This is a genomic window from Streptomyces sp. NPDC039609, from assembly GCF_055596705.1.
The window spans coordinates 420362-438523 of sequence record NZ_JBVIUJ010000003.1; the positions used below are offsets into that span (position 1 = coordinate 420362).

At 73.3% G+C, this 18162-nt stretch carries 7 protein-coding genes; 4 read left to right on the plus strand and 3 right to left on the minus strand.

What is annotated here, in order from left to right; all coding sequences use genetic code 11:
- Positions 1–46 precede the first annotated feature (46 nt).
- The 3 genes from ACZ561_RS10985 (at position 47) to ACZ561_RS10995 (ending at position 14011) form a co-directional block, all read left to right on the plus strand.
- On the plus strand, positions 47–12580 hold the full coding sequence (locus ACZ561_RS10985; RefSeq protein WP_470992308.1) for an amino acid adenylation domain-containing protein: 12534 nt from the start codon (positions 47–49) through the stop codon (positions 12578–12580).
- Between the two features lie 410 nt (positions 12581–12990).
- On the plus strand, positions 12991–13386 hold the full coding sequence (locus ACZ561_RS10990) for a hypothetical protein (RefSeq protein WP_470992310.1): 396 nt from the start codon (positions 12991–12993) through the stop codon (positions 13384–13386).
- 61 nt (positions 13387–13447) lie between these two features.
- The gene (locus ACZ561_RS10995; RefSeq protein ID WP_470992313.1) at positions 13448–14011 is read left to right on the plus strand and encodes a cytochrome b; all 564 of its coding nucleotides are present in this window, start codon (positions 13448–13450) and stop codon (positions 14009–14011) included.
- Positions 14012–14083: 72 nt separating this feature from the next.
- Here ACZ561_RS10995 and ACZ561_RS11000 read toward each other — a convergent pair whose 3' ends face one another.
- Positions 14084–14749: an HAD family acid phosphatase gene (locus ACZ561_RS11000; protein WP_470992316.1), complete on the minus strand. Its 666-nt coding sequence runs from the start codon at positions 14747–14749 to the stop codon at positions 14084–14086.
- A 195-nt stretch (positions 14750–14944) separates the two neighbouring features.
- Here ACZ561_RS11000 and ACZ561_RS11005 point away from each other — a divergent pair, with 195 nt between their 5' ends.
- Entirely contained in the window at positions 14945–16822 is a 1878-nt protein-coding gene (locus tag ACZ561_RS11005) for a cellulase family glycosylhydrolase (protein WP_470992319.1), read from the plus strand.
- A gap of 9 nt (positions 16823–16831) precedes the next feature.
- Here the strand turns inward: ACZ561_RS11005 and ACZ561_RS11010 are convergent, their stop codons facing one another.
- Both ACZ561_RS11010 and ACZ561_RS11015 read right to left on the minus strand, forming a co-directional pair.
- Positions 16832–17350, minus strand: coding sequence for a hypothetical protein (locus ACZ561_RS11010; RefSeq protein WP_470992322.1), 519 nt, complete (start codon positions 17348–17350; stop codon positions 16832–16834).
- A 135-nt stretch (positions 17351–17485) separates the two neighbouring features.
- On the minus strand, positions 17486–18112 hold the full coding sequence (locus tag ACZ561_RS11015) for a TetR/AcrR family transcriptional regulator (protein WP_470992324.1): 627 nt from the start codon (positions 18110–18112) through the stop codon (positions 17486–17488).
- Between the last annotated feature and the right edge of the window lie 50 nt (positions 18113–18162).

Sequence of the window (18162 nt, forward strand, 5' to 3'; positions counted from 1 at the left end):
CGCACCGTGAGGCGGCCCGCAGCTGGGGAGATCCACGGGGGCATTGATGCGGGGAAACAGCGACACGGTGCTGCTGGACGTGCTGACCGGGGCGGCCGACGCCGCGCCCGACCAGGGGATCGTCCATGTGCGCGGGGACGGCGGCGAACGGTTCGTCACCCATCGCGCGCTGCTCTCCGACTCGCTGAGTGTCGCCGGAGGGTTCCTCGACGCGGGTCTCGCCCCGGGAAGCCATGTGGTGCTGCCCGCCGATCGGAGTGAGGAGTTTCTGCCGCTCTTCTGGGGCACCGTCGCCGCCGGACTCGTACCGGTGCCGCTCGCTCCCGACATCCGGCGGGTGCTGCCCGTCTGGGAGTTCCTCGGCCGGCCGCCGGTGGCGGTCGGCACATCCACCGCGCCGCTGCTCGACGCCCTACCCCAGCCCGTACGCTCCCTGACGCTCGACGGGCTGCGGGACCACCCCGCGCCGCGTCGGCTGCCGGAGCGGACCCCTGACGACGTGGCGTTCCTGCAGTTCTCCTCGGGCAGTACGCGGGCTCCCCAGGGAGTCGAACTCACCCACGCGGCCGTCCTGGCCAATCTGGCTCAGATCCGCGCAGCGGCCGGCATCGCCTCCGAGGACGTGCTGGCCACCTGGATGCCGTACTTCCACGACATGGGGCTGATCGGCACCCACCTCGTCCCGCTGTCGGCAGGGATCAAGCAGGTCCGGCTCGAGCCTCTGACGTTCGCCAAGCGGCCCGCACGGTGGCTGGAGGCGGCGGCACGGCACCGGGCGACGCTGCTCTCGGCCGCCAACTTCGCCCTGGCCCTCGTCGAACGGCGCGTGCCGGACGACGTTCTCGCCCGTCTCGACCTGACGCGGGTGCGGATGGTCCTGGTCGGCGCGGAGCCGATCTCCCCCGCCGTGTGGCGGGCCTTCCTCCGGCGGATGCGGCGCACGGGGCTCGCGGCGAGTGCGCCACAGCCCGTGTACGGCCTCGCCGAGGCCACGCTCGCCGTGACCTTCCCGCCACCCGGCGAGGTGGCGCGACCGCTCGTGCTGGACCGCGCCGCGCTCAGTCACGGGCGGGCCGTGGACGCGGTGCCCGGCCCGGACGCCGTCGAACTGATGGATGTGGGCAGCCCCGTGCACGGGTGCGCCGTGCGGATCACCGACGGCGGGGACGAGGCCGTCGAGGACCGGCGGGTCGGCCACATCGAGGTCCGGGGGCCGCAGGTGGCCCGTGGCTATCACCGCGCTCCGGAGGCGACGGACGACGCGTTCGTCGACGGGTGGCTGCGCACCGGCGACATGGGATTCCTGCACGAGGGACGGCTCTGCGTGACCGGTCGGTCCAAGGACGTCGTCTTCGTCGACGGGCGTACGTTCCACGCGGTGGATCTCGAAGAGGTCGCCGCGGGCACGCCGGGCCTCGGGCGGTGCCCGGTCGCGGTCGTGGGCTCGACCGATCCGGCGGGCGACGGCGAGCGGGTGGTCGTCTTCCTCGCGCCGGCGCCACCCCTGGCCGCCGTGACCGTCGAACTGCTGCGCGAGGTCGGGGCGCGGGTCCGCGCGGCTCTGGGGCATGACGACGTACGGGTGTTGGCCATGCCCGTACGGGCGTTCCCTCGCACGACCAGCGGGAAGGTGCGACGCGGTGTGCTGAGGGAGCGTTTCGAGAGCGGCGAGCATCCGGAGATCGCGGGGCGGGGGGCTGTCGGGGTGGCGGGGACCACGTCCCCGCCGGGACAACGGGGCGGGTATCCGGCGGCGGAGGAGCCGGCCGGCGGGGCGCGGAACGTACGGACCGGGGTCACGGCAGGGGTGCCGACCGAGGACGCGCTCACCGTACGGGCCCGGGACGCGTCGAACGTGCGGGCCGGGGACACACCCACCGCACGGGCCGGGGACGCGGCGAGCGTCCGAGCCGAACTCACCTCGGCCGCACAGGCCGGGGATGCACCGGGCCCACGGGCCCGGAACGCAACGAGGGTGCCGGCCGACGCGCGGCGCGACGACGTACCGCCGTCGCCCGCGCCACGCTCTCGTCGGGACGTCGAGGCCGGCGTGGTCCGGGTCTGGGCCCGGGCGCTCGGGCTGCCGGTGGAGGAGATCACGCCGCACGACGACTTCCGTGCGCTCGGGGGCTCGTCGCTCAAGGCCATGGAGGTACTGGCCGCCCTGGAGGACGAGTTCGGCGTACCGCTGCGTCCGTCCGACATCCGCGACCACGCCACGGTGGCCGCGCTCGCCGGGCTGATCCTCACCGCGGACACCGCGGTGGACTCCCCTCCGCACCGCCCGCCGACGCACGGGCCCCGCTCCTCCGCGCCGCGGCCGGAGCCGGTCCATGGCGCCGAGCCCGTGGTCGCCGTGTCCGGTCTCGCCTGCCGCTTCCCCGGTGCCGACACCCCGGAGGTGTTCTGGGAGCGGCTCGTCGAAGGCTACGACGCCGTCACAGGCGTACCGGACGGACGGTGGGGACACCCGTCGGACGGCCACGCCCGGTGGGGCGCGTTCCTCGACGAGCCGGCCGGTTTCGACGCGGCGTTCTTCGGTATCGGGGAGGAGGAGGCACTGGCGACCGATCCCCAGGCGCGGATCCTGCTGGAGCTCGCGCACGAGGCCCTGGAACGGGCCGGCTACGCGGGCCCCCGTCGGCACGGCCGTCGGGTGGGTGTGTTCGTCGCAGCCGGTGACAGCGGCTACCGAAAGGTGCTCGAACAGACGGACAGCGAGGGCGAGTTGCCGGTGGCAGCGCTGACCGGGAACCTCCCCACCATGCTCGCCGCCCGCGTCGCGCACTGTCTGGACCTGACCGGGCCCGCGCTCGCGGTCGACACCGCGTGCTCCTCGGCGCTGGTCGCGCTGCATCTCGCGCGCCGCAGCCTCCAGGACGGTGAGTGCGACGTCGCGGTCGTCGGCGGCGTTCACCTCAATCTGACGCCGACCGGGTACACGCTCCTCGAGAAGGCGCAGGCACTGTCGCCAACCGGCCGCTGTCACGCGTTCGGCGAGGCGGCCGACGGATTCGTCCCCGGGGAGGGCGGCGCGGCGCTCGTCCTGACCCGTCTCGACGACGCGGAGCGGGCCGGCGATCCGGTCCTGGCGATCCTCCGCGGCACGGCCGTGAACAACGACGGCCGCTCACTGAGCCTGATGGCGCCCAATCCCCTGACGCAGCGTGAGGTCATCACACAGACGTACCGAGACGCCGGGGTCGCCCCCGAGAGCGTGTCGTACGTGGAGGCACACGGCACGGGTACGCCGATCGGGGACCCCGTCGAGGTGCGCTCGCTCGCGCACGCCTTCCCGCCGCGCGCCGACGGGCAGCTCCGGCTGCTCGGCTCGGTCAAGACCAACGTCGGGCATCTGCTCAACGCCGCCGGCATGCCGAGCCTGGTGAAGGTGGTCCTCGCGCTCGGCCGGCGTCAGCTGCCGCCGTCCCCGCTCCGGACGGCGCCCGCGCCGGCGCTCGACCTGGCCGGTTCCGGTTTCGCTCTGGTGGACGAGGTACGGGACTGGGAGGCGCCCGGCCCACTGGTCGCGGGAGTCAACGCGTTCGGCTTCGGCGGCACCAACGCCCATGCCGTGCTGGAGGAGGCACCCGCCCGGCCCGAGAAGAATCGGACGCGGTCGTCGAGCGGTCCACGGCTGCTGACGCTGTCGGCCCACGGGGCGGACGGGCTGCGCGCCGCGGCCGCCGCTCTCGCGGACCATCTGCGCGACCACCCCGGTCTCGACGAGGGCGATGTCTGCGCCGCCGTCGCCTCGGCCCGTGACGAGGGACCCGACCGCCTCTCCGTCGTCGCCGAGGGCGATCTCGCCGCCCGACTCGACGCCGCCCGACTCGACGCCGTGCGCGATGACGCCGTGCGCGATGACGCCGTGCGCGATGACGCTCGCAACGATGCCGTACGCGACGACGCTGTGCGCGACAGCGCCGTACGCCACGACCACGTGCGTGACATCGAGGTACGGGACGAGGTCAGACGCCACCCGGAGCCGCCGATCGGCGCCGCCGTGCGCTCCCGGGCACGTCTCGTCCTCCTCCTTCCCGGGCAGGGCATACGCCCCCGGGGTCGGGCCCGCGCCCTGTACGCGGACGCGCCCGCCTTCCGGGAAGCGTTCGACGAGGCGTCCGACCACGCCGGCGTGATCCGCGGACGCAGTCTCGCCGCCTGGTGCCTCGACCACGACGTGTCGCCCGACGCGCTCGCCGGAACCGACATCGCCCAGCCGCTCCTCGTCGCCTACGGGGTCGCGCTCGCCCGCCAGGTACGGGCGTGGGGGATCACGCCGGACGCGGTCGCCGGGCACAGCGTCGGCGAGATCGCCGCCGCGTGCGTCTCCGGGACGCTCCCGCTCGCCGACGCCGTACGGTTCGCCGCCGAACGCGGTCGGCTGATGGCGGAGTTGTGCGCCCCCGGCGCCATGGCGGCGGCGCGCTGCGACGAGGAGACGGCCACCGCCCTCGTGGCCGACGCGCAGGGCGCGCTGAGTGTGGCCGCGGTCAACGGTCCTGACCAGGTCGTCCTGGCCGGGACAGAGGCCGCCGTCGACCTAGCGGTCGCCGAGCTGTCCACCCGCGGGATCGCGGCACGGCGGCTCGGGATCACCCGGGCGTTCCACTCGCCCATGATGGATCCGGTACTCGGCCCGCTCGGCGAGGCCGCCGAAGCCCTGGCGCTCCGGCCGCCGGTGACTCCGCTGATGAGTACGGTCACCGCCGCGTGGCAGCCGGTCCTGGACCCCGCGTATCTGCGGAACCACGCGCGGCAGCCGGTCCGCTTCGGCGCGGCCGTGGACCGCCTGCTCGGCGACGGGTACGACACTTTCGTCGAGCTCGGCGCCGACTCTCTGCGCGGTTCCGTACGTGCCGTCGCGGCGGCGCACCCACGCGGAGCGGGGGCGCTCGTCCTCGCGGCCGGGAACCGGGACGGGGACGGTGCGCGGGGGCTGCTCGGGACCGTGGGCCGGCTCTGGCAGCGGGGTGTGCCGCTGGACCGTACGGCCATGGACGCCGGCCGGGCGCGGATCTCCGTACCGACGTACCCCTTCCAGCGGCGCCGCTACTGGCCTGCCACCGCTCCCCGGCCTCGGCCGCTGCTGCACCGGTTCGTGTGGGACGACGCCCCGCCGACCGTCGGCTCCGGGCCGCGTACCGTCCTCCTCGCCGGCCCGGACTCGCCGCTCGCCCGCGCGTTCACGGACCGGCTCACGGGGCGGGGCGTCACGGTCCGGCGCGCCGGGGATCCACTGCCCGACGGCGCACCGGCCCCTACGGCAGCCGTGCTGCTCGCGGGTCCGACGGTGGAGCCGGACTCCGCCACCGCGCTCGACGCGGCGCACCGCGCCATGGTGACCGAACTCCAGGACCTGCTGTCGCGACTCGCGCACCACCGCCCGCGCGTGCTCGTCGTCACCGAGGACGTCCATGTCACCGGTGCCGGGCCGGAACGCCCACGCCCCGCGCAGGCGGTCCTGACGGGGCTGACTCTGGCGCTGCCCGAGGAGTTGCCCGGTGTCGCGGCCCACAGCGTCGACCTGTCCTCACTGGACGAGGTCGAGGCGCGCCTCGACGCGCTCGACCGCGAACTCGCCGCGCGTCCCATGCCGCTGGACGGTGGTGGGGGCCGGGCGGCGTCCGCCATCGCCTGGCGGGCCGGGCGACGCCTCGGCCGGACGGCCGAGCCGGTCGCCGCGGAAGCCGTGTCGCGGGCGGCAACGCTGCCTGCCGACGGCGTGTATCTGATCACCGGGGGCGCCGGAGGGGTCGGTGGCGCGCTGGCCCGTGATCTCGCGGTACGGGGTCGGCCGACTCTGGTGCTGACCGGTCGTTCGACCGCGCCGCCCGCCGGGCTGCTCGCCGAACTCCGGGCGCTCGGCGCCACGGTGGAGTACCGCGCCGCCGATGTCTCCCGCGAGGCCGACGTCGACGCGCTGCTCGCCGGTCTGCCACGTCTCGACGTGCTGGTCCACGCGGCCGGGGTGGTCCGCCCCGGCACTCTGCGGGCCAAGACGCCCGAGGAGGTGGCCGAGGTCCTGGCCGCCAAGACGCGCGGCACCGCTCTGCTCGCGCGCGGACTCCGCGAGCACGGCCTGCGCCCCGACCTGTGCGTGGCATTCTCCTCGGTCGCCTCGGTGCTGCCGGGCCTGGCGGGGGCGATCGGCGACTACGCCGCCGCCAACGCCTACCTCGACGCCTTCGCCACCGCCGAACGCGTGGCCGGCCGGCCGTGGCTGTCGGTCAACTTCGGGGCGTTCGCCGACACGGGACTCCTCGCCGGGACGGGACTCCTCGCGGGACCGGAACCTCGCGGCGGCGCGGGACGCCTGACCGAACCCGCTCCGCCGGCGACCGGCGTGGCGCTTCAGGCCCTGCGCGACGCCTGCGGGATCGACGCCGCCCAGCTGATGGTCGCCGACCTGGGGACGGCTACCGCCCGCCGCACCCCGGCCGCCGTCGTCGTACCCCCGCGTCCGAACGTCCGGCCCCCCTCCCCGGCAGCCACGACGAGTGGAGTACCCCCCGAGGACGCGACCGGTCTGTCGGGCGTCCTGCGGCGGCTGGTGTCCGAGGCGCTCCAGGTGCCCCCGGCCGAGCTCGGTGACGACGTACAGCTCCTCGGCCTGGGGCTGGACTCGCTCATGGCCGTCGATCTCGTCAAGCGGCTGGAGAAGGAGCTCGATCGCTCCCTGCCCATCACGCTCTTCTTCGAGCACCGGACCCTGGGCGAACTCGCGCACCGACTCGGCTCCGAGGGACCCTCCCCCGCCCACGCGGCGAGTGCGGCCGCCTCCCGCCCGACCGACGTCGGCGTCCCCTTCTCCCTGACGCCGGTCCAGCTCGCCTTCCACACCCAGGGCGGGTTGTACCCGGACGTCGCCGCCTACGGGCATGTGACGCAGGACGTCCGCGGTCCCCTCGACCCCGATCTGCTCGGTGTGGCGCTCGGAATGCTCGCCGAGCGTCACCCCATGCTCCGCATGCGGATCCACCCCGGGAAGGCCGCGCCCACGCAAGCAGCCGTGCCGCCCGGCCACGACCGGATACCCGACTGGTACGAGGTCCGCGATCTGCCCGGCATCGGCTCCGTCGACGAGGAACTCGGGCAGCTCGAAGAGGCCTTGTGCAACCGTCCGTTCGACCTGGCCGCCGAGGCTCCCGCCCGAGCGGTGCTCGCCCGTACCGGGGAAGCGGACTCCGCCCGTCTCGTACTCGTGGTGCATCACGCTGCCGCCGACGGCTTCAGCCTGAACGTCCTCGGTGAGGAACTCTGGGTGCTCTACACGGCCCTGTCCCAGGACCGCCCCCATCAACTCCCTCCGCCCACCACGGACTTCGCCACCTACACCGCACACGAACAGGCGGAACGGTCGGAGGCCGCCCTCGCCGAGGACCGGGCGCACTGGCGTGAGGTACTCGCCCGCAGGGGCGAGCCGCTCGCGCTGCCGTACGACGGCGATCCGTCGGGGCTCCCCGAACCCCCGCTCCTCGCCCACCAGGTGGCGCCCGGTCCCGAGCTGTCGGCCGCGCTGCGCGAGATGGCCGCCGCCCACGGTGTGTCCCTGTTCCATCTGCTGCTCGCGGCCTACGCGCGCTGTCTGTCTCGGTGGGGTGGCGGCCGGGAGGACGTGTCCGTCAATGTGGCGCGGGCCCGCCGCGAGACCAGACTGCCCGGCATCGACCGGCTCGTCGGACCGCTGGCCGACACCCTTCCCGTTCCTGTCCACGTCGGCCCGGACGACTCGGTGCACGCGCTCGCCGTACGGCTGCGCGACGCGTGGCCCGAGGCCGAGCGGCACGGCCGGCTCACCAGTCTGGATCTCGCCCGGCTCCTGCCGGCGGACGGTGCGGGACCCCGTACCGCATCGCCCGCATCCTTCAGCTTCGCGCGGTTCCCGGTCGCCCTCGACCCCGACTGCCCGGTGGAGGTCCGCCCGACCTCCGCCGGTACGGCCTCCGCCGCCACCCGGCTCGGTCTGCTGTGCTGGGAGTCCGACGGGGCGCTGTCCTTCTCGTGGAACTTCCCGGCGCGGCTGTTCGACCGGACCACGATCGCCCGGCTGGCCGACGAGCACCTGGCCGAGCTCGCCGAGGCCGCGAAGCCCACGGCGATCGCCGGGTCGGCCGAGACGGCCGCCGCGGTACCGGTCCCTGCCGGGCCGATGCCCGCTCCCGCCCGCGAGCCGTCGGACGTCCGCATGGACATCGTCGCCCGCCTCCGCGCGCAGTTCAGGGCGACGCCGGACGCCGTGGCCGTCGAATCGGGCGACGGTGACGTCCTCACCTACGCGGAACTGGACCGGGCGTCCGGTGCTCTCGCCTCCCGGCTGCGCGCCCACGACGTCGGCCCGGGCGAGCTGGTGGGACTTCTCACCGAGCCCGGGGGCGACACCGTCGTCGGCGTGGTCGGCATCCTGCGCGCCGGTGCGGGATGGGTGCCGCTGGACGCCGCCCATCCCCCGGCGCGCCTGGCCGACCAGCTGGAGCGGTCCCGTACCCGGGCTCTCGTCTGCCATGCGGCGACCCGCGCGTCGGCGACGGAGCTCGCCGCCGTCGCGGGCATCACGCCGGTCACGGTCGACGACCCGCCGTCCGCTCCCGTCGAGCCGTGGTCCGACCAGGCGGAGGTTCCGGCCCCGAGCCCCGACTCCATCGCGTACGTGATCTTCACCTCCGGCTCCACCGGGCGGCCCAAGGCGGTGCCGATCAGCCGTCGTTCGATGACCAACTACCTCGACTGGGCGCTGGCCGTGTTCGGGTACGGCGAAGGCGACCGGCTCGCGCAGACGGCGTCACTGTGCTTCGACGCGTCGGTACGCCAGCTCCTCGCGCCCCTCCTTGTCGGGGCCACGGTGGTCACCGTGCCCCGGCAGCTGCTCCGGGACCCGGAGGCGCTGCTCGACCGCGTCGAGCGGGCGCGGATATCGGTGTGGAGCTCGGTCCCGAGCCTGTGGTCGCGGCTCCTTGAAGCCGCCGAGACCCGGATACGGGACGGCGCGCCGGCGCCGGATCTGTCGGCGCTGCGCTGGATCCACGTCGGCGGTGAGGCGCTCCCACCCGCCCATGTGCGCCGCTGGTACGACCTGTTCGGGCCCGTGCACCGGATCGCCAATCTGTACGGGCCCACCGAGGCCACCATCAACGCCACGTTCCACATCATCGACAGCCGCCCCGCCGACGACGTACGGACGCTGCCCATCGGCGCGCCGCTCACCGGCACGGAGGTCGACGTGGTGGCGGCGGACGGACGGCGCTGCGCGCCCGGCGAGCCCGGCGAGCTGCTCATCGCCGGCGTCGGGCTCACCCCCGGCTATCTGCATGAACCGGAACTGACCGCCGCCGCGTTCACCGAGCGCGACGGTCGCCGCTGGTATCGCAGCGGCGACCGTGTGCGGCGCGACAAAGACGGCGTTCTCGAGTTCCTCGGACGACTCGACGACCAGGTGAAGGTCCGTGGGCACCGGGTGGAACCGGGCGAGATCGAGTCGGTGCTGCTGACGCATCCGGCGGTCGCCCGAACGGCCGTGGTCCACCATGACGAGCGCCTGAGTGCCTTCGTCCAGTGCCGGCCGGGCGTCGCGACGCCGGATTCCACGGCTCTGCGTGCCCACCTGGCGCGGACGCTTCCGGAGTACATGCTCCCGGCCCGGATTCACCTCGTCGACGAACTCCCCCTGACCGGGACCGGGAAGATCGACCGCGCCGGGCTCACCGTGTCCGCGCCCGCCACCAGCCCCGAGATGTCTGTCGACGCGCCGGGCTCGCTCCCGGTGACACCGACCGAAGTCCTGCTGGCCCGTGTCTGGTCCGAGCTGCTCGACAGCGAGGTGATCCGGCGCGAGGACGACTTCTTCGCCCTGGGCGGCGACTCCCTGCTCGTCCTCCAGGTGTTCGCGCGGCTGCGGGAGGAGATCCCGGTCCTGCCCAGGCCCACGGTCGTGTACGACCACCGCACCCTGGCCGCCCTCGCCGCGGCGATCGACAGTGCCGCCGTCGACGGATCCGTCGACGAGCCGGCGGACACCGGGGACCGGCTCGGCCGCGACGACGTGCACACGCACGGCCCCTCCCCGTTCCCCCTCGCTCCCTCCCAGCGCGGATTCCTCCTCGCGGAGGCCATGGCACCCGGCTCCCACACGGCATGGCTCGCCTGTCTGCGGGTCGACGGACCGCTGCGACCCGAGGCGTTCCAGCGGGCCGTGGACGCCTGCGTCGTACGCCACCCGATGCTGCGGACCGTGTTCCCGGCCGGCGCGCGCCCCGCCGTTCAGCAGGAACTTCCGCCCGCCCTGCGGCTTCCGGTCGACTTCGAGACCCTTGCCGAACCGGGGCTCCTCGCCTCACGGATCGCCGAGGAACGGGAGCGCCGCTTCGAGCCCTGGGCGTGGCCGCTGTTGCGACTGCGGCTGCTCACCCTCGGGCCGGACGAGCACGCGCTCGTCGTCCACGCCCACCACCTGATCGGCGACGGCTACAGCGTGGCGCTGCTGGGCCGGGAGCTGCTCGCCTTCTACGACCGTGTCGTACGGGGCGAGCCCGCCGAACTCCCGCCGCTGCGCGGAACTTTCCGCGACCACGTAGCCCTGCACGAGCGCGCGGAGTCGTCCGACGGCACCGTCAGGGCACGACTCGACGCGGCGTATCGGCGCCCCGTCCTCGCGGGTCCCGCCGGAACCGGCACCCCGGTCGGAGACCCTGCGGCACATCCGTACCACTCCGCCGGATTCACCGTGGGGGCGGACCGTGTCGCCGCGCTGCGCCGGATGGCCACCGCGGCGGGCACGACGCTCTTCGCCCCGGTCCTCACCGCGTACTACCGGACACTGGCCGCCGCGACCGGGCAGGAGGATCTGATCCTCGGTCTTGCCGTCTCCGGCCGCGACGACGACACTCAGCCCGACGCTCACCTCGTGTTCGGCCCGTACGCCGCTGCCGTACCGCTGCGGCCGGGCCCGCCGCCCGGTCCGGGGAAGGCGGAGCGCACGTTCTCCGAGGATCTGCGCGCGGTGGTGGACGAGGTCGAAGCGGCCCGCGTCCAGGGGGCGCACGCTCCCCCGAGGAACGGCGGACTGCCGCCGGCCGCCCAGTTCTTCTTCACCTTCCTGGACTTCTCGGCCCTCGGTCCGCTGAGCGGCGACACGCTGCGCGTGAGGTGGGACGACGCCGACGCCGTCCTCGCGCCGCCTCCCGTGGGTACGGACACGTTCCTGGCGGTGCGGCCGGTCGGCGAAGGAGAGCTGCGGGTGACGCTGCGCGCGTCCATCGCCGCCTTCCCGGACGAGGCGGCCTTCGCCGGGTTCACCAGCGCGCTGCGGAACGCGATGAGCGCAGCAACGGATGACGTACGGGTCACGGCGACACACAGCCGCGCAACGGCGATCGAGCGCGGAGCGGAGCCGGAGCCGTCACTCGCCGTCGGCGTCCTGGACTCCGCGCTCATCGGCTACCTCCCTCCACCCGGTCGGCTCGCCGCGCTCGCCTCGCCCGGCGGACCGGTGGCCGGGACGGCGTCGCGCGAGCAGCTCCGTCGGCGGCTCTTCCCCGAAGGGCGGCCTCGACTCGTGGAGGAGATCAGCACGCCTTTCGGTCGCTCCGGATTCATCTGCCTTCCGCTGTTCGCCGACGAACTCGCGTCGACGTCCGACCTCGCGGCCCGCACGGCCCGAGCGGTCGAGCACGCGTCGTCGCTCGGCGCGCGCTGCGTCTCGCTCGCGGGCATGATCCCGTCCCTCACGGCGTACGGCTTCGGGGTCGTGCGCGAGACGGACACCGACACCCCGGCGGCGCCGGCCCTCACGACCGGGCACGCGGCCACCTCCGTGTCCGTGGTGAAGACCGTCCACGCCGCGCTCGCCCGGACGGGCCGTGAACTCGGCGACCTCGTCGTCGCCGTGGCCGGCCTGGGGTCCATCGGCAGCTCGTCCCTCGAGCTGCTCCTGACGCTCGCGCCCGAGCCGCCCGCCCGGCTGCTCCTGTGCGACGTCGCGGGCAGCGCGCCACGGCTTCGGAGCCTGGAAGAGGACCTGGTCGCCCGCGGTCTGGCCCGGAACGTGGAGGTCCACGAGTCCGGTCCGACGCTGCCGGGCGCCGTGTACGAAGCCGATCTCCTGGTCACTGCCGTGAGCGGCGGCGGCGCGGTGCTCGACGTGTCGAGGCTGCGGGCAGGCGCGATGGTCGTCGACGACTCGTTCCCGCACTGCTTCGACACGACGGGGGCCCTGGCCCGCATGCGGGAGCGGCGCGACGTCCTGATCGTCGGCGGCGGCCTGTTGTCCGTCGGGTCCGTCGAGCGCCGGACGGCTCCGTGGCTGCCGCCGGCCGCGGCGGCGGGGTACGCGGCGCAGACATGGCTTCCCGGCACGATCGCCTCATGCCGACTGGAGTCCCTGCTCCACGCGGCACACCCGGAACTCCCGCTGGTCCACGGCCTGGTGGACGCCGAGCTGGCCCTGGCACACTGGCGCGGCATGGAAGCGCTCGGCATCGAAGCGGGTCCGCTTCACCTGCTCGGGCACACCGTCGCCGCCGAGGACGACGCCCTCGACGGCTTCCCACCACGGTCTGCGGGCTCCTTCCAGGTGCTCTGACCGAGCGGGAACCGATCGGCGCAAGCCACCGCGACACAACGCCTCGATGGGGCACCGGCCGTCACCCCGGTGCCCCGCCCCTCGGCACCCGGAGAGCACGCGGTACAGGGCGAGGTCGGCGTGGCCGGGGGCGCCGTGCAGCAGATGCGCAGTTGAGCGACGCCGGCGACGGCGATCAGGTCGAAGAAGAGTTCCAGCCACGAGGCATGCCGTTCGGACTCGCCGGAGGAGTCCGGGGGCGGAGTGGCCACGGCGTCAGGCTGAGCGGTCATGACGGCGAGTATCGGACGAAACGCCCGCGAGTCCCGGGCGGTGAGCGGCTCGCCGCTCCGTTGTGGCCTAATGGCAGGACCCGGGCCGCCTCCGGCGTAGGGGTCGCGGCCCGACCGACCGGGAGCGATGAACGATCGATGACGCTGAATGAGGGCCGCCGGGTGCGGCTGGCGGCCGAGCTGAGGCTGTCCGGCACGGTGACCCTGGCCGAGGACTCGCCCGCGGGCGGGGCCGACATCGCCGGTTCCCTGTCCCTCGGGGCGGGGATCGAGGGCACCGTCGAACGGGTCGACTCCCACGTGAGGGAACAGGGCCACGAGGTCCGCGAGTACCTCAGGCTCACGTCCCTCCTCGACGACTTCGGCCACCAGATGCCCCCCGAGAGCAGAGGCCGACTCGAGGAGCAGATCGCCTCGTTTGTGCCGGCGTGGCAGGCCTACGAACAGGAGAAGGACCGTGTGACGGTCCGCGTCCGCCTCGACAGCGGTTTCGTCCTCGACGACGTGCCCGAGGAGCTCTTCACCGCCGTCTGACCACCGCTCCGGGCCGGACCCGTCACCGCGTCGAGGTCGACGCCGGTGCCAGGCTGTGTGGATGACGACGCCACCGCAGGGGCCGCCGGCGAGGCTGCGCAATGGGCCGTGGGGCTACGGGCTGGTCACCAAGGTGCTGCACTGGTCGACGGCTGCGGCGATGGCCGCGCAGTTCACGATCGGGTATCTGCTCAGTGACGTCGGCGGCGGCCATGGGCGCGGGCGGGGCCGGGGGTCGGGCAGTGGGCACGGCCGGGGCAGAGGCGGGGAGTATTCGGCCTTCGGGGACGATCCGCTGTTCACCGCGCATGTCCTGCTCGGTGTCTCCCTTCTCGCGCTGGGCGTGCTCCGGCTGGGCTGGCGGATCGCCACGCCACTGCCGCCTTGGGCGCCGACGCTCACCTCGTTCGAACGGAGCCTGGCCCACTGGACGGAGTACGCGCTGCCGGCTCTCACCCTCGGCGTGCCGGCGACCGGGCTCTGGCTGCTGGCCGCGGGCGACGATCTGCTTGCCGTCCACATCACCGCACATGTGCTCTTCTTCGCCGTGCTGGCGCCGCACGTCGGGCTCGTGGCACGGCATCAGTTCTTCGTACGGGACCGGCTCCTCGGGCGGATGCTGTGATCCCGGGGACGGGAACGCCCCGGACCGCACCCGCGCGAGCGGGCAGGTCCGGGGCGCACCGCGGCTGCACGGTCAGGACAGCTTGCCGTCGTAGTCCGGCAGCTTGAACGTCCGCTCGGCGTGACCGCCGACGAAGTCGGTGGAGCGGTTTCCGATGTTGGCGATGATCGTGTAGCCGCGGGCCTCGATCTCGGCGCGCTTGGCGGTCTTGTACGTGCTGACCTCTTCGAAGAGGTCGGGCAGGCTGCGTACGTAGAGGCCGGAGACGGGATAGCCCTCGGCCTTCAGGTTGTACTGGGTGAGGGCGTGGATGATGCCGGGGCGTGCGGTGACGAAGAAGACTGCCACGCCTCGGGAGTGGGCGTAGCGGGCGAGGTCGCGGACGTCCTGCACGGCCGGGGTCGGCAGGTGCAGGAAGAAGTGGAAGTCCGTCTCCAGGGAGGTGTTGTCGATGTCGAGGACGATCGCCTGCTTCTCGCCGTTGGCGTTCGCGGTGCGCTGCTCGATGTACGGCCGGGCGGAGTCGACGACCGCCTTGACGTCGCGACGCCACGTGCCGTAGTCGACACCGGCGAGGTCGGCGACCCCGCCTGTGGACGCGGCGGTCACGGAGACCGGGGCCGAGGCGGGCGCGGGTGCGGCGGGTGCGGCCATGACGGTGGCCGGGGACGCGACCAGGATGCCGACTGCCGCGGCGGCGGACAGGGCCGTTCTGACGCCGAGAGTGTGGCGATGCATGTGGGGGATCTCCTGTGGACGAAGGCACGCCCGGTGGGCGCGCCGGGACGAACATGACGGTTTGGCATGTTCGCGACTAGATTCGGGCCTGCGCGACGCCATGTCTACCGGTCGGTAGGAAATTCCTCGTTCACGCGCGGTGAACGCCCGGCTCCCATTCTTGACGGTTCGTCAGATGCGCGTGACAGTACGTCCATGGCCACCCATGGGTTACGTCGGTCGCACAGGTACGGACGAGGGGCGTGGGGCGCCGCGTTCCTGACCCTCGCGTCCTGCGCGCTGTACGCGGGAGCTCCGGCGCGTGCCGCCGCAGCCGTTCCGTACGACCCGCGGGCTGCCGAAGTGACCGTCAGCGGGACCCGCTTCGTCGACGGGCACGGACGCGAGGTCGTCCTGCGCGGCTTCAACGTGTCCGGCGAGACCAAGCTGGCCGAGAACGGCGGGCTGCCCTTCTCCGGTGTCGAGGACGCGCGCAGAGCCGCGCGGGCCGTACGCGAGCTGGGCGGGGCCAACTCGGTGCGGTTCCTGCTGTCATGGGCGGCGGCGGAACCCACGCGCGGCACGGTCGACGAGGAGTATCTGAGCCGGGCGACGGCGCAGATGCGGGAGTTCCTCGCCGTCGGGCTGCGCGTGTACCCCGACTTCCACCAGGACCTCTTCTCCCGGTACGTCTTCGACAAGGACAGCTGGTACTCGGGCGACGGCGCACCCCGCTGGGTCGTCGAGGCGGGCGGCTATCCGCGCGAGTTCTGCGGCATCTGTGCCCACTGGGGCCAGAACATCACCCAGAACCGGACGGTCAAGGACGCCATGCGCGACTTCTGGACCAACCGCAACGGCATCCAGGACGCCTTTCTCGACACCGCCCAGGCGACCATGGCGTACCTCGCGACGCATCTGGAGCCCCCGGAGTTCGCGGGCGTCGCCGGTTTCGACCCGTACAACGAGCCCTATGCGGGGCAGTACGCGGACGGGCAGGACGGCAGCAGCTGGGAGAAGGGCCTGCTGTGGCCGTTCTACGAGAGGTTCCGGGCGCGCATGGACGTGGCGGGCTGGCGGAACAAGCCCGCGCTCGTCGAGCCGAACATGTTCTGGAACTCCAACCTCTCCTTCATGAAGCAGCCCGGCGGGCTGGCCGGTGTGGGCTCGCTGGGGCCACGCTACGTCTTCAACACGCACTTCTACGACCAGGCGCGGATGTCCGGGTTCTTCGACCTGACCAAGGCCGACGACGGCGAGTACTCGGCGGACTTCCAGGCCGTACGCGGCCGCTCCACGGCCCTCGACACCCCCGCCGTCGTCAGCGAGTTCGGCCATCCGCTGACCGGCACCTCGTCGGACAAGGCGCCGTCGGTCCTCAAGGGGCTGTACCAGGCACTCGACAGCGGACTCGACGGCGACACCTGGTGGCGGAACCCGGCCGCCGCCGGCCCTGTCCTGTCCGCGCACCAGTGGCAGTGGGACATCTACAGCGGACGCCATCACGAGGCGATGAACGACAACCCGCGGAAGATCCGCACCGAGGGCGACGCCTGGAACGACGAGGACCTGTCCGCCGTACGCCTCGACGACAGCGGCGCACCGGTGCTCCGCCAGGACGCGCGGCTCGTCGACCGGCTGTACCCGAGCGCGGTCGCCGGACGCACGCTCGCGTTCCTCTACGAGGACCGCTCACGCGACGCGGGCAGGACGATGACGTGGAGTCGGATTCCTTCCGTGATGCCGGAGTCGGCGCGACTCGTCGGTACGGAGCGTCCGTACGGCGTCCTGGTCTGGCGGAGCAACGGGTCGGGCACCGCCCCGACGGAACTGCACCTCCCCGCCGGCTTCGATCCCGCCACCACCACGGTCGTCTCGGACCTCGGCACGGTCACCGGGCCCGGGACCACGGGCGCGATCGCCGTCGCCCCCGAACCCGGAGGCACGAACGCCCGCCGGATTCTCCTGTCCGCCGCCCCGGAGGGCATGCATGTCGCCCTCGTGAGTGCCGCCCCGGCCACGGCGGAGCAGCGGGCGGCCGTGCAGCGGGAGCTCGTCGACTGGCTTGCCGCGACAGGGATCGGGCGGCAGTGACGCCCGAGGTCAGGAGGGTTCGCCGGCCGGTCGCGGATCGGGCGCCGTGCCCGGCCGAAGGGTGGTGACGAGGGGCCAGATCAGCGAGTAGACAAGGATCTTGGTCAGCGGGTTCAGCCAGACCAGCAGCGGCGCGCCCTCTTCCCAGCCCCCGACCAGGGCGATCAGGCCGACCGTGAGCCCGACAGCGATCCCGTACGCCAACAGGAAGCGCAGCCAGGACAGCCAGGCCGCGACGATCGCCTGGCGGCCGTACAGAGTCGGTGCGGTGGATCCGGGCGCGTCGCCGTAGCGCTGTGCGAACTTCCGGTCCGCCCAACGCAGCGTGCTGTGGCCGTAGACGACGGTGAGGCCGAGGTAGGCGGCGGAGAGCCCGTGCCAGATGCTCGGCTCCGCGCCGTCGCGCACACTGATGACGGTCGCTGCCAGCAGCACGACGTCCAGCAGGGGCACACACAGCAGAAGGGCTCCGCCCACTCTGCGCAGTCCGGCGATGTAGCGCACCGCCAATCCGCTCAGCAACAGCACCCAGAACAGGACGTCACAGGCGACGATCAGGTAAAAGATGGCCTACCCCCGGTATCTCCATGGTCGCACCCGCTGTGACCTGGTCAGGGCCGCGGGAATGGACACGCGCACCAATTATGTCGGCCCTGCCCGCGTTCAGCGGCGGCGGGTGCGTCGTCCACCTCCGGGTACGTCGGCGTCGGGAGCGGCCTGACGACCCACGGATGTCAGCGCGTCGAGCGCGCGGTCCAAGGCGGCAAGAAGGCGCGCGTGTTCCTCGGGGGCGTACAGCATCCGCAGGGCCAGGCCGTCGGAGAGTGCGATGACGGCGTCGGCGGTCGCCGCCGGCTCGGGGCACGCGACGGTCTCCAGCCACGCCGCGAGTGCCTGCCGGATGTCCTGGTCGACCTGCCGTCGGATGGCGGCGAGGCGAGGATGGTGCGCCGCGTGCACGGCGAACGCGAGCTGGGCCGCGGCCTCGGCGCGCCGCTCCTCGTCGAGAGGGAGCGTGGTGAGGATCAGCTCTCGCAGCGCCTGCCGCAGGGGCAGGTCCGTGTCCACCAGGGCCATCCGCTCCTCGACCCGCTCACCGGCCAGTTCGGCGGCAAGGACGAGCAGGTCCTCCTTCGTACGGAAGTACTTCTGCACGGCACCGGCGGAACGGCCGCTGGCGGCGGCGACGGTCCGCACGCTGACCTGATCGAGACCCTGTTCGGCGGCAAGTCGGAGCAGTGCCGCGCCGATCTGCCGGCGCTGCTCCTGCCGGTCGACGATCTTGGGCATCGGACACGCCCCCCTCTCTTTGAGATACAGTCGTATCCTAAACGAAGGGG